The sequence below is a fragment of the Lunatimonas salinarum genome (genome assembly GCF_017811155.1).
Taxonomy (GTDB): Bacteria; Bacteroidota; Bacteroidia; order Cytophagales; family Cyclobacteriaceae; genus Lunatimonas; species Lunatimonas salinarum.
In genome coordinates, this window is the sequence record NZ_JACVCV010000001.1 from 371,432 (window position 1) to 394,109 (window position 22,678).

Consider the following 22,678-nt stretch of genomic DNA (forward strand, 5'->3'; position numbering starts at 1 on the left):
CTCAATAACTACGGATTTTTTCTACCAGCTCATACATTTCGGGATCATTCACCTTAAGCGCCTCATAGACCCCTTCAACTGCCTTGCGGAAAGGTTCCTTATCCGGGTAAGAAACCTCCACACCTGCCTCTTGTAAAATTCGCATCGACTCTTCCACGGATTCTGCCCAGAGCTTATATTGATAAGTGGCTGACTCGTCTGCTGCTTCTTGGAGCCACTGCCTTTCTTGATCATCCAACCTTTCCCAAACTTTGGTGCTTACTATCATCATATCGGGTACCGCAGTATGTTCGTTTAGGCTGTAAAATTTACATACTTCATAGTGCCTGGATGTCAACAAACTCGGAGGATTGTTTTCTGCTCCATCCACAATACCCTGCTGAAGCGCAGTATACAATTCACCAAATGATACCGGCGTAGGTGATCCGCCAAAGCTTTGAATCAGCTGCACAGCCGTAGGACTTTCCATCACTCTAATTTTAAGGCCTTTGATGTCCTCCGGATTCTCCACGGGCGCAGTCTTCGTGTAAAAACTCCTCTTTCCAGCATCGTAAAAGCAAAGTCCCTTAAACCAGTATTTTTCGCCTGCTGCCAATAACTCCTTACCGATCGGACCTTGCAATACTTTCACTTGGTGTTCGTCGTCCCGAAAAAGATAAGGCTGGCTCAATACTTTTATTTCCGGCGCAAAGCCCTCCATCGCCGCAGTAGAAACCTTGGTCATAGCCAAACTACCGATCTGCAAAAGCTCCACGAGTTCCCGCTCTGAACCTAACTGCTGATTGGGGTAGACCTGTATCTTCATCGTTCCGTTGGACTTTTCCTCCACCCGTTCGGCCATGAAAATCATGGCAGCATGAACCGGGTGACTGGTATCGAGTCCATGGCCAAGTTTTAAAATACGCACCCCACCGGGTGTGGAACAGGCAGCCATAACGAAAACCAACCCTAAGCAAAGGCATGCGAGGATACGAGGAGTTCTTGGAAGCTGGTTAATTGAGGTTGTTGTCATGTTAGGGTAAACTAAATTTCCACTGATTTATTTGGGTAAAATACAAATCAATAAAATTACTACTTAAATTCACGTCTAAATAGTATTTTTTTACTGAAAACGAACTAAATAGTTTCTAGTGAGATCGGTTATTTTGTTATAGATCAGCGCAATAGCTTTCCCACATTTTCACCTTTCACCAGTTGCGTTACTTCTTCTACCGTGACAAAATTGGCATCACCGGGGATAGAATGCTTGAGTACGGAAGCTGCAACCGCATAATTTAATGCTTCTGCAGGATCCATATACAGTAAGCCGTATATCAAACCAGCCATATAGGCATCGCCTCCGCCTACTCTATCCACAATATTCGGCATGTCAAAGGATCTGCTGCTGAGCAATTCCCGCCCGTTCCACAACACCCCAGACAGGACATTATGGGTAGAACTTACGGATTCCCGTTGCGTAGTCGATAGGTAGCGTACAGTGGGGAACAGTCTTTGCACCTGTGCACAGGCCTGTACATACTCCTTCTCGTGAATATCCGTGCAGTTTTCCAGATCCGTTAATCCGGCGATGATCACGTCGGTGTGGCTGATCAGTTCTGGCATCACGTCTAGGGGCGACTTTCCATATTGCCAAAGGTTTCTACGGTAATTGATATCACCGCTGATCTTGACATCGTGCTTTCTCGCGGCCTGCACTGCGCTGAGACACAAATTGGCCGCTGCCTCGGAGATAGCAGGCGTGATACCGGTCCAATGGAACCAGTCTGCACCGTCAAAGACCCGGTCCCAGTCCACTTCAGCTCCATCGAATAAGGAAAAGGCAGAATAGAAACGATCATAAATTATCTTAGAAGACCGGTGCATGGACCCATTTTCAAAAAAATACAAGCCCATTCTCCCTTCCCGGAGAAACACAAATGAAGTATCAATACCCGCAGCACGCAAGTAACGGATGCCCGCCTTACCTAGGTCATGGTTTGGAAATGCACAAACATGGGCTACCGACTGATCCCAATAGGCCAACGAAGCAGCCACATTTGCTTCTGCACCACCATATTGAACCTCATAATCATGGGTTTGAATAAAACGCTCATGTCCAGGAGTGGAGAGGCGCATCATAACCTCGCCAAGCGTAATGATTCTTTTGGGCATCTGTTTCTATTTAGATAGGAGATGATAACGCTAACGCGGTCGAAAAAAAAGCTTACAGGAAACCTTATTTCAACGAATTATTCCTAAATTGTGCAATCGATTGCTCAATATAACACAAAAATACGAAATGAAACATACAGTGCTTAAAATACATCCTGCGGATAACGTACTGGTAGCCTTGGCCGATTTAAAAAAGGGAGAAAAGGTTCAATTTGAAAACCAAACATTTACGTTGCACACCGATGTTAACGCAAAGCACAAATTTGCAATAAAGGCTTTTTCGCCGGGAGATCACATCTATATGTATGGAATTATCGTCGGAAAAGCGCTAAAACCAATTGCTTCTGGCGAGGCCATTACCACGCAGAATATCGCACATGCTACAGCTACCTATACCGGAAAACGGGAAATGGCCACTTGGCATGCACCTGATGTCAGCAAATGGAAAAACAGAACCTTCGAGGGCTATCATCGCTCCGATGGAAAGGTGGGCACTGCGAATTATTGGCTCGTGGTCCCATTGGTTTTTTGCGAAAACCGAAACATCGATATTCTCAAACAAGCATTTGTTGAAGAATTGGGTTTTGCCAAGCCAAACCCTTACACCAGTATCGTCCGGCGCATGAAGAACCAATACCTCAGTACAGGTAGTGCACATATGCAGCCCATCGGGCCGGAAGCGTTAGAGGTATTCGAAGAAAGCAGGATTTTTAAACATGTGGATGGAATCAAATTCCTTACGCATCAGGGCGGATGCGGTGGAATTCGACAAGATTCCGAAGCCCTTTGCGCCTTGATTGCCGGATACATTGCCAATCCCAATGTGGCGGGGGCCACTGTTCTTAGCTTGGGCTGCCAAAATGCACAGCCTGCCATTCTACGAGAGAAATTGGCTGCCATAGAACCCAAAACAGAAAAGCCGGTAATCATCCTAGAGCAACAGCGAGAAGGCACAGAATCAACCCTTCTTCAGCGCGCGATCCAGGAAACTTTTTTGGGTCTGATAGAAGCGGATAAGCTTGCGAGAAAGCCTGCGCCGCTTTCGCAACTCAGCATTGGATTGGAGTGCGGCGGTTCAGATGGCTTTTCTGGTATCTCTGCGAACCCTGCACTAGGGCATGTATCTGATATTCTGGCCGCCCTTGGCGGGAAGAGTATGCTGTCGGAATTTCCCGAATTATGTGGAGTTGAACAAGAACTGATCAACCGATGTACTTCCGATGAGGCTGCCGAAAAATTTGTACACCTGATGCGGGCTTATGCAGCGCGCGCAGAGGCAGTCGGTTCCGGATTTGACATGAACCCCTCACCCGGCAATATCAAGGATGGGCTGATTACCGATGCCATCAAGTCTGCCGGTGCTGCAAAGAAAGGGGGAACTTCCCCCATTGTTGATGTCCTAGACTATACTGAACAAGCCACTAAGCCTGGTTTAAACCTGCTTTGTACGCCGGGAAATGACGTAGAAAGCACCACGGCCATGGCCGGATCAGGAGCTAACATTATCCTGTTCACCACGGGACTAGGCACTCCTACCGGAAACCCAATTACGCCGGTAATCAAGGTTTCTTCCAACCACAAGCTAGCAGAAAGAATGGCCGATATTATTGATGTGGATACGGGCTATATCGTGTCTGGAGAAAAAACCATCGAGGAAGTTGGCGACGATATGATGGAATTTATCATTCAAGTGGCAAGTGGTAAAATAAAACCCAAGGCGGTACAGTTAAACCAAGATGATTTTATACCTTGGAAAAGAGGCGTATCTTTGTAAATCACCCTAGAAGTTTTTATATACGAACTAACACCCAATTATGTCTAACTTATTTTCCGTAAAGAACAAAATAATCATGGTCAGTGGGGCCACGGGTATTTTGGGCAAAGCTATAGCCAAACACCTGGCTTCCGAAGGGGCCCAAGTGATTATTTTGGGCAGAAGCCCAGAAAAAGTAAACACCTTAGTACAAGAGATAAAAGACGAGGGCGGCTTTGCCCACCCAGCCATTGCCGATGTGACCCAAGAAGACCAGCTGAACGAACTATTTGGAGAACTGAGCAAAGCGTTCGAAGTCTTAGACGTCCTCATCAATGCCGCAGGAGGTAATATGCCAGGCGCAGTCGTCATGCCAAACCAGTTTTTAACCGATCTGTCTGGTGATGATGTCCGAAAAATCATGGACCTGAACTACATGGGCACCTTCTTGCCTACCAAGGTATTCTTGCCCCTGATGACTGAAACCAAAGTTGGCAGTGTGATAAATATATCTTCCATGGCTGCGACAAGACCCATGACCCGTGTGATGGGATATGCTTCTGCAAAGGCCGCTGTTGACAACCTAACCAAGTGGCTTGCGACCGAATTTGCCAGAAAATACGGCGAAGGCATGCGTGTCAATGCGGTAGCACCCGGTTTTTTCCTGACTGAACAAAACCGCACCTTATTGACCAATCCAGACGGATCCCTCACCGAGAGAGGCAACCTAATTATACAAAACACCCCTATGGCTCGGTTTGGAAGTCCGGATGAGTTATTCGGCGCAATTCAGTTCCTGTGCAGCGACGCCTCCAAATTTGTCACTGGAACGATAATTGAGGTAGATGGTGGATTCAATGCATTTTCAGGAGTATGAGCAATAACCCCATAATGATGGAGCAGACCATGAGATGGTATGGCCCCAAAGATCCTGTTAGCCTAGCCGATATACGTCAGTCCGGAGCCTCTGGCATCGTAACTGCTTTGCATAATTTGCCAAACGGAACGGAATGGCCCCGGAAGTCCATTCGCGAGCGAAAACAATTGATTGAAAAAGCAGGCTTAACGTGGTCGGTGGTGGAAAGCGTTCCGGTACATGAAAATATTAAAACGCGAAGTGGTAATTTTCAGACCCATATCCAAAACTACCAGCAAACCATCCGGAATCTCGGTGCAGAAGGCATTCATGTGGTGTGCTACAACTTCATGCCAATTCTCGATTGGACTCGAACAGATTTGGGGTATACGCTGGAAAACGGGTCAAAAGCACTTCGATTTGACATGACGCAACTTGCTGCATTTGACGTCCACATTCTGCAACGAAAAGGCGCTGAAAAGGATTACACCTCTTCCATTCTGGCAAAAGCCAAAAACTATGTGGAAAAAATCACGACGGAGGAAAAAGAGCGACTGGTAAATACAATCATCGCCGGCCTTCCCGGCGCAGAAGAAGGCTATACCGTAGCGGATTTCCAATCGGCACTAGATACCTATGCGGGTATCGATGCCGACAAGCTAGCGCTTCATTTACAGCTCTTTTTGGACGAGATCATACCTGTTGCCGAAGAAAGCGGTGTATTTATTTGTGTCCATCCCGATGATCCGCCATTTCCGATTTTCGGATTGCCAAGAGTGGTGAGTACGGCCAAAGATTACGACCGGATTCTAAAGGGCAATAATAGCCCTCACAATGGCTTTACCTTCTGCACCGGTTCACTAGGCGTAAGAGCAGATAACGACCTGCCGGAAATGGTGAGAAAATACGGTGATCATTTTCATTTTGTGCACCTGCGTAGTACGCAGCGAGATGAGGAAGGCAATTTTTACGAGGCAAATCACCTGGAAGGAGATGTACCCATGGTGGAAGTGGTAAAAGAATTAGTCCTACTGCAGCAACGGTTGGGAAAGTCACTTCCTATGAGACCTGACCACGGACATCAGATGCTGGATGACCTTTCCAAGATAACCAATCCAGGGTATTCGGCCATTGGCCGCCTTAAGGGCTTGGCAGAGCTCCGCGGGGTGGAAAGGGCACTAATCCACCGATTAAACGAAAAAAACATTTAATTGACTTAAATAACCTAAATTAATCATGAAAAGTAATAACAAATCCCGAAGGAAATTCCTAAAAAAGACCGCGATGACAACTGCGGGTATTTCTGCCTTGGGCGCTTTAGGGTTTTCGGCAAAGAGCTATGGTAAGATCATTGGAGCCAATGAGCGCATCAATGTGGCTATAGCCGGATTGGGACGTAGATTGGGGGCCTTTTACCAGCCCATCGGACTAAAATCCAGCAACGTAAACCTGGTATACCTATGTGATGTAATGGAATCCCAACGGGAAAAGGCATTGCAGAATTTCCAAAAGGTCATTGATTACAAACCTAAATTGGAAAACAGTATCCTAAAGGTAATTGAGGACCATGAAGTGGATGCCCTGATAAACGCAACCCCGGACCATTGGCATGCGCCAGGCACCTGGCTGGCACTGGAGGCTGGCAAACACGTGTATGTGGAAAAACCTTGTAGCCATAACCCGTACGAAGGCGAACTGCTGGTAGCCTACCAAAAGAAATACAATAAGGTGGTGCAAATGGGTAACCAACAACGTTCCGCACCCGAGTCCATCGAGATTATCAAAGAAATACACAATGGGGTAATCGGAAACGTGTTTAAGGCAACCGCATTTTACAATTCCGCCCGAGGCGAAGTTCCAGTCCCCCAAAAAGCAGCCCCACCACAAGGCTTAGATTGGGAGTTGTTTCAAGGACCAGCACCAAGAAGGGAATATACCCATGACACTTGGAATTACAATTGGCACTGGTATGGATGGGAATATGGCACCGCCGAGTCCGGCAATAACGCCACCCATGAAATAGATGTGGCGCGTTGGGCATTGCAGGTTGACTTTCCATCTAAGGTAATCGTAGACGCAGGCAAATACCACTGGCCTGACGACGGATGGACAATGTACGATACCATGGACGCAATTTTTAAATTTGATGGAAACCGCACCATACAATGGGACGGCAAGAGCCGCAATGGATACAATTCATTTGGACCAACTGGCAGAGGAACCGTTATTTACGGATCAGAGGGAACGGTATTTGTGGATCGAGGTGGGTATAAACTCTACGACAGATCTGGAAAGCTGGTAAGAGAAAATGCATCCGGAAACGACGAAGGTGGCACGCAGCTTGGCGGAGGAGGCGGTATGTCCACGCGGCACGTGGTCAACTTCTTCGAAGCCATTCGAGGCAAAGAAGCACAGCGGTCTCCCATAGACGAAGGGGCAAAAAGTGTCTTACTATGCCACCTGGCAAACATCGCCTCACGCACCGGTGAAATCTTGGAAGTAGACCCAACGAACGGGCATATCAAGAACAGCAAAAAGGCAATGGCCCTGTGGAAACGGGAATACGAAAAAGGTTGGGAGCCAAAATTGAAAGCTTAATCACTTCTTTTTGTCCTGAAAGTAGCCTTTAAATCAAAATGATGGTAGTACGGGTGGGGATCTTTTGAGATCCACCCGTACTAAAATCTACGCATAGGCTTCGGTAGCATACCAATTTTTACGATACATTCGCTTCGAACGCCCTGCTGTTCCCAAAGAATAAACAAGCCGTTAATTGAAACCGCCTTTATCAAAGAATTATCCAAAAACCCATCTTGCCATGAAAAACAACAAACTAGTAGCCTTCTTTCTAATCATTTTTTCCCTACCCCTTTTGCATGCCTATGCTGTAAAAGGTGATTTAACCTTACAAACAATGCAAAACGACGAGCGAATTCAGCTCATCCAAAATGACGCCGAGCGCAGAGTGGATGTTATTATCGATGGAAAACACTTCACTTCCTATATCTATCCCGAAAATATCGCAAAGCCCGTCCTTTACCCCATAAAGACATCAAACGAAACATTTATTACCCGTGGGTACCCCATAGCCAACCGACCGGGAGAACGCGTAGACCACCCGCACCACATTGGGCTGTGGCTTAATTACGGAGACGTAAACGGCTTGGACTTTTGGAATAATTCCGAAGCTATTGCTCCGGAAAGAAAGGACAAATACGGTAGCATCATTCACAAAACCATCGTAAAGGCCGAGAATGGATCCAAAGAAGGCGTTTTGGAAGTGTCCATGGATTGGGTAGACAGCAAAGGAAAGGTGCTTTTATCAGAAAACACAACGTTCATTTTCGCTGGAAAGGGCGACAAGCGCACCATTGACAGAATTACCAAATTGACAGCCCGCACCGACGTTGCCTTCACCGATAACAAAGAAGGTATGTTGGGAATCAGAATGGCGCGAGAACTAGAGCATCCTTCGGATAAGCCCGAAAAATTTACCGATGCGCAGGGCAATCCTACCGATGTACCCTCTATGAACAACGAAGGGGTAACTGGTAACTATCGCAGCAGTGAGGGGCTGGAAGGGGATGACGTATGGGGAACCCGGGGTAAATGGATGAATCTAAGCGGAAATATAAAGGGAGAAAACATTTCAGTAGCAATTTTAGACCATCCGGAAAATGTAGGCTTCCCCACTTATTGGCATGCTAGAGGATATGGCCTCTATGCAGCAAATCCATTGGGGCAAAAAGCCATGAGTGGCGGTAAGGATGAGCTAAACCATCGCTTGAAAGCCGGAGAGTCCATGACATTCAAGCACCGCATTGTCATTTACTCTGGAAAAGTAGTTGCCGATAAGGATGTCGAAAAAGACTACAAGGCATTTACAAAATAGCCCCTTCTTTTTATCAAATTTAATAGTAACTTGGGGTTCGAAAAAAAAGTAATATCACCCACCGTTAACGTTAACTTTAATCATAGACGCATATGACGCCCCCCATTGACAGAAGGAAATTCATCGGAAAGGCCATGATAGCCGGTGCCGGAATCGGCATGAGTCAGCACTTGGAAGCATTCTCCATACCCTATGGCCAAAGGAATGAAAAACGAGTGGGAATCATCGGCTTGGACACCTCTCACAGTATCGCATTTACCAAGGCATTTAACGCCTCGGACGCTGCTGCAGACTTGGGAGGGTATAAAGTAGTAGCCGCATATCCCCAAGGCAGCAAAGACATCAAATCCTCTGTTGACCGTATACCTGGATACATCAAAGAAATCCATCAATTGGGCGTAGAAGTAGTGGGGTCAATTAAGGAGTTGCTGGACAAGGTTGATTACGTACTGTTGGAAACCAATGATGGGCGTTTGCACTTGGAACAAGCGTTGGAAGTGTTTAAATCCGGAAAGCGGGTTTTTATTGATAAGCCTATTTCGGCATCTCTGGTGGATGCCATTGCCATTTTCAACGCATCGGAAAAGTACCATGTCCCTACCTTTTCCTCTTCTTCTCTCCGATACATGGAGAACGTGATCGCTGTTAATAATGGAAAGATAGGCAAAGTCTTGGGAGCGGATGCATATAGCCCTGCCACACTTGAACCCACTCATCCTGATCTGTTTTGGTACGGCATTCATGGAGTGGAAACGCTTTATGCGGTAATGGGCAAGGGGTGTAAAACGGTGCAGCGCACCTTTCACACGGATTCGGAAATAGTGGTTGGCACTTGGGAGGATGGCCGAATTGGTACTTTCAGGGGGTTAAGATCCGGTAAGACCGGGTACGGGGGTACAGCTTTTGGCACCGAAGGGGTAAGCAACCTAGGTCCTTATGGGGGATATAGACCATTATTGGTCGAAATTTCCAAGTTTTTCAATACCGGTATCCCACCAATTGATCCACGGGAAACCATTGAGCTGTTCGCATTCATGGAAGCGGCCAGTGAAAGCAGCCGTAGAAAGGGTCAGGCTGTTTCTATAGCCGAAGTGATGTCAAAGGCACAACGGGCAGCCGATAAAATCAACCTTTAAAGTGGAAAAGAAATCAAAGAAAAATGAATAATTCTAGAAGAACCTTCGTAAAAAAAACGGCCGCTGGAGCTGCATTTGTGTCCGTTGGGGGAATACTTCCCGGAGTTTCCGCAAAGAGCTATGCCAGAATCCTCGGAGCAAACGAACGCATACAGGTTGCCTGTATGGGGGTGGTAAGTCGCGGCATGGCCGTTGGAAGTAATTTCGCGGGGCAGGAAAATTGTGAAGTGATATACAGTTGTGATGTAGATTCCAATGCATCCTCCAAGTTTGCTTCGGCAATACATGGCATTCAGGGAACGAAACCAAAAGAACAAAAAGATGTCCGAAAAGTGTTGGAAGATCAGGATGTGGATGCGCTGGTAGTGACAGCACCGGATCACTGGCATGCACCGGCAGCGTTGATGGCAGTGCAGGCGGGTAAACACGTGTATTTGGAAAAACCCTGTAGCCACAATCCAAAGGAAGGCGAAATGTTGATTGAGGCGCAGCGAAAATACCAAAAAGTAATACAAGTTGGCAACCAAAGACGGTCTTGGCCTAATGTAGTCGCCGGCATCAAAGAGGTACACAATGGGGCAATCGGCAAACCTTACATGGCTAAAACCTGGTATGCCAACAACAGAGGGCCCATTGGACAGGGAAAGAAAGTTCCTGTACCCGATTGGTTGGATTTTGAGCTATGGCAGGGCCCTGCACCACGGGAGGACTACCGCGATAACCTGATACATTACAATTGGCATTGGTTTTGGAATTGGGGAACGGGAGAGGCCCTAAACAACGGCACCCACATGGTAGATTTGGCGCGTTGGGGACTTCAGGTTGATTACCCTACCATGGTGAACTCCACTGGAGGTCGCTACCACTACAAGGATGACTGGGAGACACCTGACACCCAAATCATCAACATGGATTTTGGGGATAAAGGACTGATTAGCTGGGAGGGAAGAAGCTGCAACGGCAAACATATCGAGGGCGGATCGGTGGGAGTTCTCTTTTATGGAGAAACCGGGAGTTTATTGATCGAAGGCGGAAATTCCTATAAAATTTTTAACCTGAAGAATGAGGTTGTCAAAGAGGTGAAAAATGATTTGGCGATAGATCCGCAAAACCGTGTTAGTCCAGCCCAGGCGTTGGATGCAATTCATATCCAAAACTTCTTTGATGGCATCAAAAAGGGCATCGAGGTGCGGTCTGAAATTGTGGGTGCGCATCAAAGTACCCTTTTGGTACAACTAGGCAACATTTCTCAGCGAGTCGGAAGATCTTTGCAAATTGACCCCAGTAACGGCCGCATCAAGAACGATAAAAAAGCCATGGCCTTGTGGAGCCGAGACTACCAAAAAGGTTGGGAACCCAACGTTTAAATAAGCCCATACCCTACCTGTCCAACTACCCTGCCGGCATCGTCCGGCAGGGGTTAACCTACTCCTAATCCTCTTTCTTTTATGGAACTTAGCCTACTGGATCTGATTGTCATTGCGCTTTTTTTCCTACTGATGTTGGCGATTGGCATCTGGTCTTATTTCAAAAACACCAATTCGGAAGATTACTTTGTCGCAGGGGGAAAATTACCTTGGTGGCTTTCCGGAATTTCCCACCACGTTTCCGGATATAGTGGAGCGGTATTCGTCGCCTACGCAGGATTGGCTTATACCCACGGCTTTTCCCTCTACATATGGTGGGCATTGACCATCGGCCTTACCATCGTGGTAAGTGCCAACGTGTTTCCCGTTTTTTGGGTTCGACTTCGCAAGCGCTTTCAGATTCAGTCTCCATTAGAATTTTTGACGATAAGGTACAACCTTTTCACCCAACAACTAATGGCGTGGAGTGGCGTGACCCTAAAACTGTTTGATATTGGTGCCAAGTGGGCGGCCATAGCCGTATTGCTGAACGTTTTTACGGGCGTATCCCTCCCCGTAGGTATTTTGATTTCAGGTGGAATATCCTTATTGTACATTACTTTTGGTGGCCTTTGGGCGGTGATTATTACCGACTTTGCGCAATTCATCGTACAGATTATCGCAGGCCTTGTCATGTTTGTGGTGGTGGTAGCCAAACTGGGCGGCATTGGTTCGGTTTTTACCCTTTGGGATCAGCTTCCTCCAGAAAACAGCCAATTCTTTCACGAACCCTACACGGTAGGGTTTGCACTTGCCTTTTTGTTTATTAACTTTCTTTCTTATAACGGCGGTCAGTGGAATTTGGCAACTCGATATATCTCCTCTCCGTCTGAAAAGCAAGCATCCAAGGCCGCACGTCTATCGGGAGTGCTATACCTGATTTGGCCGCTTATCCTCTTTTTTCCCATGTGGGCCGCCCCGATTCTACTACCGGAAATGGAAGACCCCACCCAATCTTACGGCATTCTGACAATGCAACTGCTACCCGTCGGTCTGGTAGGATTGGTCGTTGCCTCGTTATTTGCCAACACCATGTCGATGACTTCCTCCGACATCAATACGATCAGCGCCGTAATCACCCGGGACATCTTGCCAGCGGTAAACAGCAAATTCAAAGATGAAAAAAATTCATTGGGCATCGCCCGAATAACTACCTTTCTGTTCACACTTGCCACCATCCTCATTGCCTTTCAGTTTGAACGTTTTGGCGGCGTCTTGGGATTGATTATTAGTTGGTTTGGTGCCCTGGTTGGGCCTATAGCTGTGCCCATGCTTTTTGGGGTCATCCCTTGGTTTAAAAATTGTGGCCCAGCCGCGGCTATCTCCTCTATTGTGATGGGACTTGCTGCCTTTATCTTTACCAAATCCTATGATTTGGGTAGTCTGGCCTTGTCTGTAAGCCTTCCTGTTGTTGTATCCACCATAACCTATATTGTCGTCGGAAAACCTGGCAAACAAGGCCCTCCTCAGAAAGTACAACAAATGCTAGCTGACTTGGCCGTGGAACGCTGACCTAATGCAGCCGGAATTTAATTTTCTCCCCAGGACGTTTTTGTGAAAATTCGGCCAAACCTCGGGGAGTAAGCTGCAACACTCTCGGGTAACCTCCTGTAACTTGGGCATCTTTCATTAGCACGATCAACCTTCCTGAGGGGGTAAGCTGAACCGTTCCGGGATAAACCGGCGCACTTAATATTTCAGGCAGCTTGTGTAAAATGGTACCCTCCAACTGATATCCCATTCGGTTGATGGAATTGGAAATTTGAAAGGACGTATTGAGTAGCCTTGCAATTAGGTTCTGATCTAATAGATGAAAATCAGGGCCTGCGTAGGCAGCTATTTCTGGATGACTCCAAAAGATGGAAGGATTTAAACGGGCATTGGATCGTTGTATATGCGGACTACGGGCATAGAACCCAACCCGATCATTGACTGCAAACCCTGCCTTCCCTCCTATCGCTTTATAGAAACTCTTGCTTCCAAAATAATCCCGCTGATCCCAGATGCCCGCCAGTGCCATATACAGCCAATTTCCCGCTACCGCCGCCGAAATTTGAATCACATCACCAGCCTTTAATGTAATCACTTGATGTAATGGGTAGGGTACCGAATTGACGCGAATTTGGGCAGATGCACCCGAGAAAACAACTTGACAGGCACTAGAAACCTCTATGGAAGCCATACCTTGAAAAAGCTCTAAACAAGCCTGTCCCGGTGGATTTCCAACAAGTAGATTTGACCGACCCGCCGACACGGCATCCATAAACCCTGATTCTGGAATACCATATTCCGCATACCCGATACGCCCGGAATCCTGCATGCTTACCTGAATGCCAATATCTCGAAATTTTAAAAAACCGAGGCTCTTATGCATGATTCCAATCGGTAGAACGGTCTATCAGCCGTTGTTCGTATTCGGTTCTGTCTATGGAAAAAAACCGGATAACGTCCCCTGGTGTGTACGGAGGGAGGCTGCCACTCGCCGGATCAAACATGGAAAGCGGTGTCTTGCCGACCACATGCCATCCTCCTGGACTCTCAACCGGGTAAATGCCCGTTTGAGATCCGCCAATGCCAACGGATCCACCTTCGATCTTACGATCCGGAAAATCCTTCCTAGGGCAGTGAAGTTCAGAAAGCAGGCCTCCCAGGTACATAAAACCCGGAAGGAATCCATAGAAATGTAACAGGTAATCTACCTGTGTATGCAACATGATAAACTCATCCAGATCCAAGCCTTTGCGCGTTAAAAAGGCAGTCAGATCTTTGGCTACCTCAGGGTCATAGCAGACTGGAATCCGCCAGCATCTAGGCAATGCCTCCCCACCCTCGGCAATACCGCCCTTCAAGAATTCCCTTAATTCATCGATATCACACGTGCCCTTCCCTATTGAAATGGATAAACGATGATACCCAAATCGTACATCCTGCAGTTGGGCTCCTAACCGATCTACTAAAAGAGACTTTACTTGCAGCATCTCGATTGCAATTTCTTTCGAGATTTGTGCAGGCCAACTGATTTCAAAGATCTTTGGCGATATTTTCCGAATGATAGGATCCATCATAAAAGCGTCACACCATGCAGCTTCAGCCAACGGTTTACTCGAATGGCTGTGTCCAAGGCCTGTGGATGGTCTCCATGTAAACAAAGTGTATCAACTTTTATGGCTCTCCAACTGCCGTCCGAAGTCCGAACCCGCTGCCTAAACACGAATTCGCTCAGTTGCTCAGATATTTCATCCCAGGTACTTAGCACGGCCTCAGGTTCTGATCTCTTGACGAGGGTAAGGTCGGGATGGTACCTTCGGTCTAGGAATGCCTCAAAACAGACCTCTATACCTTGCGCCTGTGCGGCCTCCGCCAGTTTGGAACCAAAGGGCGCATAAAGCTTTGCCTTGGGATACTCCGACTTTACGAGAGATGCAATCAGAATCGCCAATTCGGTATCTACACTGGCTTCATTGTACAATGCACCATGAGGCTTTATATGGTGCATGGGAATGGCTTCCTTGGCTAACTCATCCGTTACCAGCTTAATTTGCGCTTTGAGGCTTTCTTCGAGATTAGACAGGGCCATTTCCAGCTTTTCCCTGCCAAAATTATCCGCATCCGGATAGGATGGATGAGCTCCGATTCGGATGCCCTTAGCCTTTGCCAGCAAAATTGCTTCACGAACCGTATCGGAATTGCCCACATGGCCTCCACACGCAATATTGCAGCTGCTGATACAACCCATGATTACCGCATCAAAGGCATTTCCTTCACCCAAGTCTGCATTTACATCTAACCGATTCAACATATTCTAAACCAAACCAGGAATTCTATCTATTAACCCCCAGGATACCAACTATTATCGCTTACTGTGCAGCACGTTTGCAAATACGGCAAGTTGCAAATAGCCCTTGGCCCTTTCCCCAACATGCTGGGAAAGCCAACCTGTCTGCACATTTACCGCTCGGGTAAACTGATAACCCAGGGCCACGTAGAATCGGTTCCTATCGTAGGGTGAATCGTCCAAATCAACAAATAACTCGTCGTATACACTGAAAAACAAGGTCTTAGGCCCCATACGTTCCTTTGTTAAGGGGATATTTACCAAGAGACGGTACCTGATACGATCGCGGTATTGGTCACCGATAAATCGCTGCTCCAACCTACCCCGGTGCTCAATAAACAAGCGGCCAAGAGTGTGAAAATGCAGCACCTGCTGCCATATCCGGTGTTCGATTACCGTGGGTAATCCACTACCCTCCGGCGGATAGCTTTCAATATAACCGTATCCAGCGGTTAGCCATAATCGAGGCTTTAAGTGGTAATTTACCCCTCCCCGAAGAAGTAATTGCTCCCCTGCATGGCTGAGATCATAAGAACGATCCTGCACTTCGGTATGTAGACTCCACTTTTCATTGATTTCTGTCCGATTAAAAAACATCAACCACATACCCTGTCCCTCACTCACAGCCGATTGGCCGTATCCCGTAACAGGCAATACGACGATCATGGCTAAAATAACGATGCTTCTACTCACTTCTATCCCATTTATAAGATTGAAAAACCCTTGGTTCGAGCATAAAGTTCGAAAAAACAGATTCAATAACCCTATACATTTGCATGAGTCGCCCTCCTGTCTTTTCAACGGTACTTTGTAACCTACCAATCCGAAATGAAACCAATGAATTTGTCAATCTACCATTATATTTCCTTGGAAATTATTCAAGCTGATTTAAAAAAAGATGTACTTAGTAATATGCTATGTACAACAATTCCACTTCCTAATTCGTCTTACTAATAAAAAAATAAACATGACCAGATACGTGATCATCGGCTTTTTGGTTCTAACCAGTGTAGCTGGCGGCTGCAGCCCGGTAAAGGTATATATGGAAAAAAACGAGATGGCCCGGCCTGAGGCATTTCGTACATTTTATGTCATCAGTGAATATTACGATGCGCAGGCCTTCAATTCTCCCGTGCTTGAGGAAAACCTACAAAAAAGTCTTACTGAAGGCATGGAAAATTTCGGTTACGAAGTAGACTCCGAAAAGCCAGACCTGATCGTCCGATACAATACGATACTGACTGACCGAAAAAAAGAGATAAATAGTACACCTATGGGGCCGTGGGGATGGGGCATGAATCCTTGGATGTGGGGCAATCCCTGGATGATGGGCCCTGGAATGGGAGGCGGATATCGTGTGGAAAAATACGATTTAGGTGAGCTGGTGGTTGATTTTATAGATACCCGCCAAGACAAAGTGGTCATGCGCATTTCTGCCGTTGGTGAAATAAACAAACCGGATCAACGCTCCCGAAATCTAAAAGCATCGGTAGAGAAAATTTTAAAGGAGTTTGCCCGGAACGTATCCGCAAGAGGCTAGTCCCGATCACTCGCTGATGCTGTTTAATTGACCGACAAATGATGCGCTACAGATTCAACCAATAGTTTAATTTCATAACAAAGGCCCGTTGTTTCGATGCAAAGGTGCCGGGAAAGTAATTATCCGTGTATACTAAAAAAAGGTCCGACACCGGTGCATATCGCCATTGCATGCGCGTGTTGATGTTGATGTTATCTATTTGATTGTTGTATTGGACAAAGGTGGTCCAGAAAAGGTTTCGGGTAAAGGTCAAATCCACCCGGGGGCCTAAAAGCAACAAGTCCGCATCTTGCTGGGGCTCCGGCAATCGTATGCGGCTATAACTTAGGTTCATGGAAATATTAGCGAGATAACCCATTCGCCATTGCAATGTACCGGAAAAACTGCCCATGTTTCCATTGTAATACTGTCCTATTTGCCCTATACCCCGTAAAGAAAATGCATGAATGGGATTGGTTCTGATGTCAAACCCCAGAAAATTTGTTCTGTAGGCTGTACCCTCGGGCAGAGGTTCTGCGCCCGTACGAGTAGGGTCGAAAGGAAAAAACAAATAGGTGTATTGATTGTTCAACGTGAACGTCATTTCAGCGTGAGAATGAAACCGAATCAGGTATAGAAACGAGTGCAATTCATCAGTCACACCTAACCGTTCGTTCCAAAGCGTCTCTGATTTAAAACCCGGACCGTGACGGTTTACTTTACCGGAATTTGGAAAGAACAGGTAAGCCATTTCCGGCGCAACTCGCTGATAATCCACCCTAGGTGTATATCCCACCACCGGATTGTAATTTTCCCCAACGTAGGAATACGCCAGGCCAGCAGTAAAGTGCGTATCCATAAAGGTCAAACTCGCATGGCCTGTCCCGGAATCATGTAGATCGCCGTCCTCAAACGTCTTATGGTAAAAAAACTTTCCGCTCCATCGGTTGTCGGCGGAAAATAAATTGTAATCCAATCCAAGAAGCCGGTTATGGGCGCCATTTTTCATGGCCAACCCCCCTTTTTCCGTATCCATAGACTCCCGATTCACCACCATCAAGCCCACATTAGAGCGGTTAAATACCTTTCGCTGCAATGCCGCTACCGCAAAATTCTTTCCCTCTATACCCCTCATCGGGTCATTGGCCGTTTGCATGTTCATCGTCCCAATTCGCCAATCATCCGTTAACTTGCCACTAAGTCTGGCCCCATACAAGATCTGGTTTTGCACATTTTGACCGGTGTTGTCATCTCTGTCTACACCTATTCTCCGAGAGAAAAATGGACGGATCCGGTTGGTTCCAAAATCTGCGAAAAGGTCTGCATTTTCAAGGAAAAACTGGCGACGTTCTGGAAAGAATATCTCAAATCGATCAAGGTTGGTAACCTGTTCATCCACCTCCACTTGCGAAAAATCGGGATTAAAGGTTAGGTCCAAATTTAAGGCGGGGCCAACTCCGATCTTCGCATCACCTCCCAACGCAGGCCTCAATGGGTCTGATATCCCTTCCAGGTTATTACGTGACGCCCCAACGGCAGTGTATGGGATCAGCGAAATGTTTGCACCGGCCTTAGGGAGTGGCTCTTGAAACAGGAGTTTGCGCGTAAAGGCTACGTGGGTGACATTAAAATTCTTTGGGATGGGTGTCCATGTGCTCTTCTCCGCATACTCGCTGTCAATTCGGTAAAAATTGACGTTCCAGTTAGTGGAGCCCTCTTTGTATCGGAGCGTGGAAAATGGAATAGCAATCTCAGCTACCCACCGGTCATCGTGTATTTTTGCGGCTGACAGCCATTTATTATCCCAGGCCAAATTTAAATCGGCACTTAGCAACCCGCCATTACCCAACATGGCCTCCCGTTGTACACCATACGGATTGACTCCAAAAAGATATGCGTTGGTCCGGTCGTTGAATGTGTCCAGCATAATGCTTAGTCCATCATTTTGATTACCTCTAAAGTCTCTTCGAAGCGAGGTGCTCACGTAATGGTCCCTAAAACCCCGATTATGCATTACCGCACCTATGTACAGGAATTTATCGTCATAGGCTACCCGTACGAAAGTCTTGACGGTAGAAAGGGATGTATCACTCGGGAAAAACTGAACAAAGTCCATAGCCCATCCCTCTTCCGATAACCAAACAGCCTCATCCAACTCACCATCCACCATAATCGGATCGTCAATTCTCACTGCTTCCAGGCCTGAAAGGCTCTGCGCATTCACGTGAAAGCATGCAGAAAATCCCAGCAGCATCGCGATAGCAAAGTTCCATTTCATTACAAAAACTAAATTTCCCGTGAAAATAATTGATTCGACGGACAACAAACCATAGTTTTACACCATTGGTACCTAAAAAAATTTTGTTCATTACAAAGCCGTAGCGGTTTATCAAAGAAACCTTAAAACTAAAATTTTACCATAAGATATTTTTCAAATTGGAATCCCTGACCAATAGGCTTATCTTGCGATACGATCGTACTAAACTTATCCCCTTTTCAGCCACCACCGTTACTGGAAATTTCGGCAGAGAGATGACTCCTCCGCTAAGTGATTTGAGTACGAGAGAACCGGCAATCTCGCCACACTCATCGGAAATATTGATTTAATTAAAAAAAACAAAACTAACCTCATGAAGAATTATGTGATCGGAGTCGATTTTGGAACAGATTCCGTGCGATCTGTACTGGTAGATACCTCAGATGGAAAGACGCTGGCAAGTGATGTTTTTGCGTACCCAAGGTGGCGGGAAGGCAAATATTGTAAGCCAATTGCTAACCAGTTTAGGCAACATCCGCTTGACCATTTGGAAGGCATTACCCAAACGATACAAAACGTATTAAAAAGTACTGGCACAGACCCGGTGCTCGTTAAGGGCATCTGCATAGACACAACCGGATCTTCGCCCCTGCCTGTAAATGAAAGAGGTGAAGCTTTGGCGCTACAGCCCGGATTCTCTTCCGATCCGGATGCCATGATGATCCTGTGGAAGGATCATACTGCAATCGCCGAGGCTGATAAAATAAACGAGCTGGCGCGCACTTGGGGCGGCGAAGATTACACCAAATACGAAGGAGGAATCTATTCATCCGAATGGTTTTGGGCAAAAATTTCACACATTTACACGCATGCCCCGAAGGTAGCTGACGCTGCCTATTCGTGGATGGAACACTGTGATTATCTGACCGCGACGCTCACCGGGAATACCGACCCTCTGAAAGCCAAGCGTAGCCGCTGTGCGGCCGGGCACAAAGCACTTTGGCATGAAAGCTGGGACGGACTACCCGACAAGTCATTTTTGGCGAAGATCCATCCTGGCCTGGCACCACTAAGAGATCGCCTGTATTCGGAGACCTACACCTCGGATCAAGCAGCGGGCACACTCTCTCCTGAGTGGGCCGACAAATTAGGCTTGTTGGAAAGCACGGTGGTCGCAGTGGGTACATTTGATGCACATGCCGGGGCGGTGGGTGGTCAAGTGGCCGCAAATACCCTGGTAAAAGTGATGGGCACCTCTACCTGCGATATCATGATTGCTTCATATGACTCCTTGGGCGATAAGCTAGTAAAGGGAATTTGTGGACAGGTCGATGGTTCCGTCGTGCCTGGTACGATTGGACTGGAAGCTGGGCAATCCGGTTTTGGAGATGTGCTGGCTTGGTTTAAGAATCTCCTTGCCGATCCCGTGACGCAACTTATTGAAAACAGCAATTTATTGGACAGCAAGTCCAAAAGCGAATTGATCCAAGAGATCGAAGAAAAACTGTTGGCAACCCTGACAACGGAGGCCTTGCAAATAAATCCAGTAGAAAGCAACGTATTGGCCCTAGACTGGATAAACGGAAGGAGAACACCCGATGCCAATCAGCAACTTAAAGGAGCAATCCTTGGACTGACCATGGGCTCTGACGCGTCCACGGTTTTCAAAGCACTGGTGGACTCCATATGCTTTGGCTCTAGGCGAATCGTAGAACGGTTCCGGGAAGAAGGGATTACCATAGATGCAGTGGTTGGCTTAGGAGGGGTCGCCAAAAAATCCCCACTAGTGATGCAAACAATGGCTGACGTACTAAACATGCCCATTAAAGTGGCCACATCTGAACAGGCACCTGCCCTAGGGTCTGCTATGTACGCGGCTGTTGCCAGTGGTCTATATCCTACGCTTCAAGACGCCATTGACCGCATGGGCAACGGTTTTGACAAAACCTACTATCCAAACCCTGCACATGTAGCGGTGTATCAGGCATCTTATGAAAAATACCTCAAATTTGGCGGATTTATAGAATCAATGACCTGATAACCGGACAAAAAGAGACCGTCCTTATTGATAGGCCGAAACCACCATGGTTTCGGCTTATTTTTTTAGCTAACTTCCTAACCTACAACAAATACACCTAATTCAAAAAAACCACACAGGCCAATCCAGTCGTTGTAAATATTTAATTTATTTTTGCTTGCATTATGATCGGGAAATTGCTAACATTATCCTACGTAAGAATTCCGTTGATTCGGTAAACAAAAAAGGATATAGGATGTTTACTCAGAGTTATTTGTTACAAAAGCCTATTTTCCGGAAGCGACCAAATAATAAACGGTTATCATCTTCGAAATTCATTTACAACACCATCTTTAATCACAACTTGTATGAAACACATTAACTACTTCATCCTTGTTATGCTGATCTTTTGTTCGGCCTGTCTGTCCCAGCGGGATTTTGTGGCTGAGTATGATTATAACTACCGAGGTGCCTTTAAGAAATATAAGACGTTCGGATTTGTAGAGGAAGAAAGCAAAGCCAATGACGCATTAAGTGAGGTAATTGAAAAGACCATCACTTCTAGGCTCGGTTCACAAGGATTCCGAGTCAAAGACAATAATCCAGATTTGCTCGTAATCTATAAACTGTATCAAAGTGAGGTTAGATACAGGGGATACAACCAACCGGATTTCGACTTCTGGCTCAAAAAGCAGGGCATTGAACTTCTAGAAGACGAAGCTGACAGTATCGCACGGGAGAAAATGCGCGAAAACTACAATGCCATCAAATACACCCAAAACGATGGAATGTTGGTTATTTTGGTAATAGACCATAAAAAGGGGAATACGGTTTGGCAAGGCTATACCAATGCCTTCTTTGACTATGAGTCTCCAAATATCAACATTGATCTCACTAGGGCCACCTACAAGGTAATGGATCAATTTAAGATTTTGACCACGCAGAATTGATGCTGCATTGTCATTTTGCCCAAAAGAAAAAGCGGGGTGCCATACGCTCGTATGGCACCCCGCTTTTTCTTTTGGCTTTAGCATGCGGATTAAAAAACCTAATTACTTCATTTCGCCGGCTTGTTGCGTACGTAAATAAGCTTATTATTGCTTTTAGGATGTATCCGCTCTTTCACTTCAAATTTCGCAATGGAACCTATCAGAGGCGTAAGCTTTTGAAATCCGTAGTTTCTGGAATCAAAATTTGGTTGCTTTTTTTGTAACAGATTTCCGACATCCCCAAGGAATGCCCATCCGTCATCATCTGCCAGATCAGAAATGGTGGAGGATATCAGACGCAGCATGGTCGGCGTAATCTGCTCAAATTGCTTTGTACCTCGTTCCTTACCTTTTACATCATCCGTCTCTTGCTGCAATATCTCCAAATAAATAAACTTATCGCAGGCCACGATAAAGGGATCAGGAGTCTTCTTTTCACCTAGTCCGATGACCATCATACCTGCCTCTCTCAGGCGAGTCGCAAGTTTGGTGAAATCACTGTCACTGGAAACCAAACAGAACCCGTCGACTTTTTCTGAATAGAGTATGTCCATTGCGTCAATGATCATGGCCGAATCGGTGGCATTTTTACCAGAGGTGTAGCTATATTGCTGTATGGGATTGATCGCATTTTCCAAAAGGACCGCTTTCCACTTTCCCAGCTGCGGTTTGGTCCAGTCTCCATAGATTCGTTTGATGGTGGGATTGCCGTATTTGGCAATTTCCTCCATCATTTCCTTAACCTGTCCTGAAGGAACGTTATCCGCGTCTATCAGCACAGCAAGTTTGTTGTCTTGGTGCATACTTTTCTTTCGGTATTAATAAGGTCGCTCTCGTCGTGCTCGATTCACTTGTTTAATTGAAACG

19 protein-coding genes are annotated in these 22,678 nt (G+C 46.4%); 11 read left to right on the forward strand and 8 right to left on the reverse strand.

Annotated elements, in window-relative coordinates; genetic code table 11:
- Position 1: 1 nt before the first annotated feature.
- Positions 2–1,012, reverse strand: a complete 1,011-nt coding sequence (locus tag IAQ59_RS01520; protein WP_209328989.1) for a TRAP transporter substrate-binding protein — start codon at positions 1,010–1,012, stop codon at positions 2–4.
- Positions 1,013–1,155: 143 nt separating this feature from the next.
- Positions 1,156–2,151 (reverse strand): sugar kinase, encoded by a 996-nt coding sequence (locus IAQ59_RS01525; protein ID WP_209328990.1) that lies wholly within the window; start codon positions 2,149–2,151, stop codon positions 1,156–1,158.
- A gap of 127 nt (positions 2,152–2,278) precedes the next feature.
- Here IAQ59_RS01525 and IAQ59_RS01530 point away from each other — a divergent pair, with 127 nt between their 5' ends.
- From IAQ59_RS01530 to IAQ59_RS01565, 8 genes are all read left to right on the forward strand, one after another.
- Positions 2,279–3,925, forward strand: a complete 1,647-nt coding sequence (locus tag IAQ59_RS01530; protein WP_209328991.1) for a UxaA family hydrolase — start codon at positions 2,279–2,281, stop codon at positions 3,923–3,925.
- Positions 3,926–3,965: 40 nt separating this feature from the next.
- Positions 3,966–4,781, forward strand: a complete 816-nt coding sequence (locus IAQ59_RS01535; protein WP_209328992.1) for an SDR family oxidoreductase — start codon at positions 3,966–3,968, stop codon at positions 4,779–4,781.
- On the forward strand, positions 4,778–5,971 hold the full coding sequence (uxuA, locus tag IAQ59_RS01540; RefSeq protein ID WP_245189354.1) for a mannonate dehydratase: 1,194 nt from the start codon (positions 4,778–4,780) through the stop codon (positions 5,969–5,971). Before IAQ59_RS01535 ends, uxuA begins: the two co-directional genes overlap by 4 nt.
- Before the next feature lie 25 nt (positions 5,972–5,996).
- Positions 5,997–7,358: a Gfo/Idh/MocA family protein gene (locus IAQ59_RS01545; protein ID WP_209328993.1), complete on the forward strand. Its 1,362-nt coding sequence runs from the start codon at positions 5,997–5,999 to the stop codon at positions 7,356–7,358.
- Positions 7,359–7,578: 220 nt separating this feature from the next.
- Positions 7,579–8,652, forward strand: a complete 1,074-nt coding sequence (locus IAQ59_RS01550; protein ID WP_342450672.1) for a DUF6807 domain-containing protein — start codon at positions 7,579–7,581, stop codon at positions 8,650–8,652.
- Positions 8,653–8,744: 92 nt separating this feature from the next.
- Complete coding sequence (locus tag IAQ59_RS01555) at positions 8,745–9,788, forward strand: Gfo/Idh/MocA family protein (RefSeq protein WP_209328994.1); 1,044 nt, start codon at positions 8,745–8,747, stop codon at positions 9,786–9,788.
- Positions 9,789–9,811: 23 nt separating this feature from the next.
- Complete coding sequence (locus IAQ59_RS01560; protein ID WP_209328995.1) at positions 9,812–11,155, forward strand: Gfo/Idh/MocA family protein; 1,344 nt, start codon at positions 9,812–9,814, stop codon at positions 11,153–11,155.
- A gap of 81 nt (positions 11,156–11,236) precedes the next feature.
- On the forward strand, positions 11,237–12,706 hold the full coding sequence (locus IAQ59_RS01565) for a sodium:solute symporter family protein (RefSeq protein WP_209328996.1): 1,470 nt from the start codon (positions 11,237–11,239) through the stop codon (positions 12,704–12,706).
- Position 12,707: 1 nt separating this feature from the next.
- Here the strand turns inward: IAQ59_RS01565 and IAQ59_RS01570 are convergent, their stop codons facing one another.
- From IAQ59_RS01570 to IAQ59_RS01585, 4 genes are read right to left on the reverse strand one after another with little or no spacing between them, the layout of a single operon-like run.
- A complete protein-coding gene (locus IAQ59_RS01570) occupies positions 12,708–13,568 on the reverse strand; it encodes a 5-oxoprolinase subunit C family protein (protein WP_209328997.1) in 861 nt (286 codons plus the stop codon).
- Complete coding sequence (locus IAQ59_RS01575) at positions 13,561–14,259, reverse strand: 5-oxoprolinase subunit B family protein (protein WP_209328998.1); 699 nt, start codon at positions 14,257–14,259, stop codon at positions 13,561–13,563. Before IAQ59_RS01575 ends, IAQ59_RS01570 begins: the two co-directional genes overlap by 8 nt.
- Complete coding sequence (locus IAQ59_RS01580) at positions 14,256–14,993, reverse strand: LamB/YcsF family protein (protein ID WP_209328999.1); 738 nt, start codon at positions 14,991–14,993, stop codon at positions 14,256–14,258. The genes IAQ59_RS01575 and IAQ59_RS01580 overlap by 4 nt, the downstream gene beginning before the upstream one ends.
- Positions 14,994–15,044: 51 nt before the next feature.
- The gene (locus tag IAQ59_RS01585; RefSeq protein WP_209329000.1) at positions 15,045–15,722 is read right to left on the reverse strand and encodes a DUF2490 domain-containing protein; all 678 of its coding nucleotides are present in this window, start codon (positions 15,720–15,722) and stop codon (positions 15,045–15,047) included.
- Positions 15,723–15,996: 274 nt separating this feature from the next.
- Between IAQ59_RS01585 and IAQ59_RS01590 the strand changes: the two genes are divergently transcribed.
- Entirely contained in the window at positions 15,997–16,569 is a 573-nt protein-coding gene (locus IAQ59_RS01590; protein ID WP_245189355.1) for a DUF4136 domain-containing protein, read from the forward strand.
- A gap of 46 nt (positions 16,570–16,615) precedes the next feature.
- Here the strand turns inward: IAQ59_RS01590 and IAQ59_RS01595 are convergent, their stop codons facing one another.
- Positions 16,616–18,826, reverse strand: a complete 2,211-nt coding sequence (locus tag IAQ59_RS01595) for a DUF5916 domain-containing protein (protein WP_209329001.1) — start codon at positions 18,824–18,826, stop codon at positions 16,616–16,618.
- A 352-nt stretch (positions 18,827–19,178) separates the two neighbouring features.
- Here IAQ59_RS01595 and IAQ59_RS01600 point away from each other — a divergent pair, with 352 nt between their 5' ends.
- Positions 19,179–20,843 (forward strand): ribulokinase, encoded by a 1,665-nt coding sequence (locus IAQ59_RS01600; RefSeq protein ID WP_209329002.1) that lies wholly within the window; start codon positions 19,179–19,181, stop codon positions 20,841–20,843.
- 347 nt (positions 20,844–21,190) lie between these two features.
- Positions 21,191–21,772: a DUF4136 domain-containing protein gene (locus IAQ59_RS01605; protein ID WP_209329003.1), complete on the forward strand. Its 582-nt coding sequence runs from the start codon at positions 21,191–21,193 to the stop codon at positions 21,770–21,772.
- Between the two features lie 107 nt (positions 21,773–21,879).
- Here the strand turns inward: IAQ59_RS01605 and IAQ59_RS01610 are convergent, their stop codons facing one another.
- Positions 21,880–22,614 (reverse strand): NYN domain-containing protein, encoded by a 735-nt coding sequence (locus IAQ59_RS01610; RefSeq protein ID WP_209329004.1) that lies wholly within the window; start codon positions 22,612–22,614, stop codon positions 21,880–21,882.
- Between the last annotated feature and the right edge of the window lie 64 nt (positions 22,615–22,678).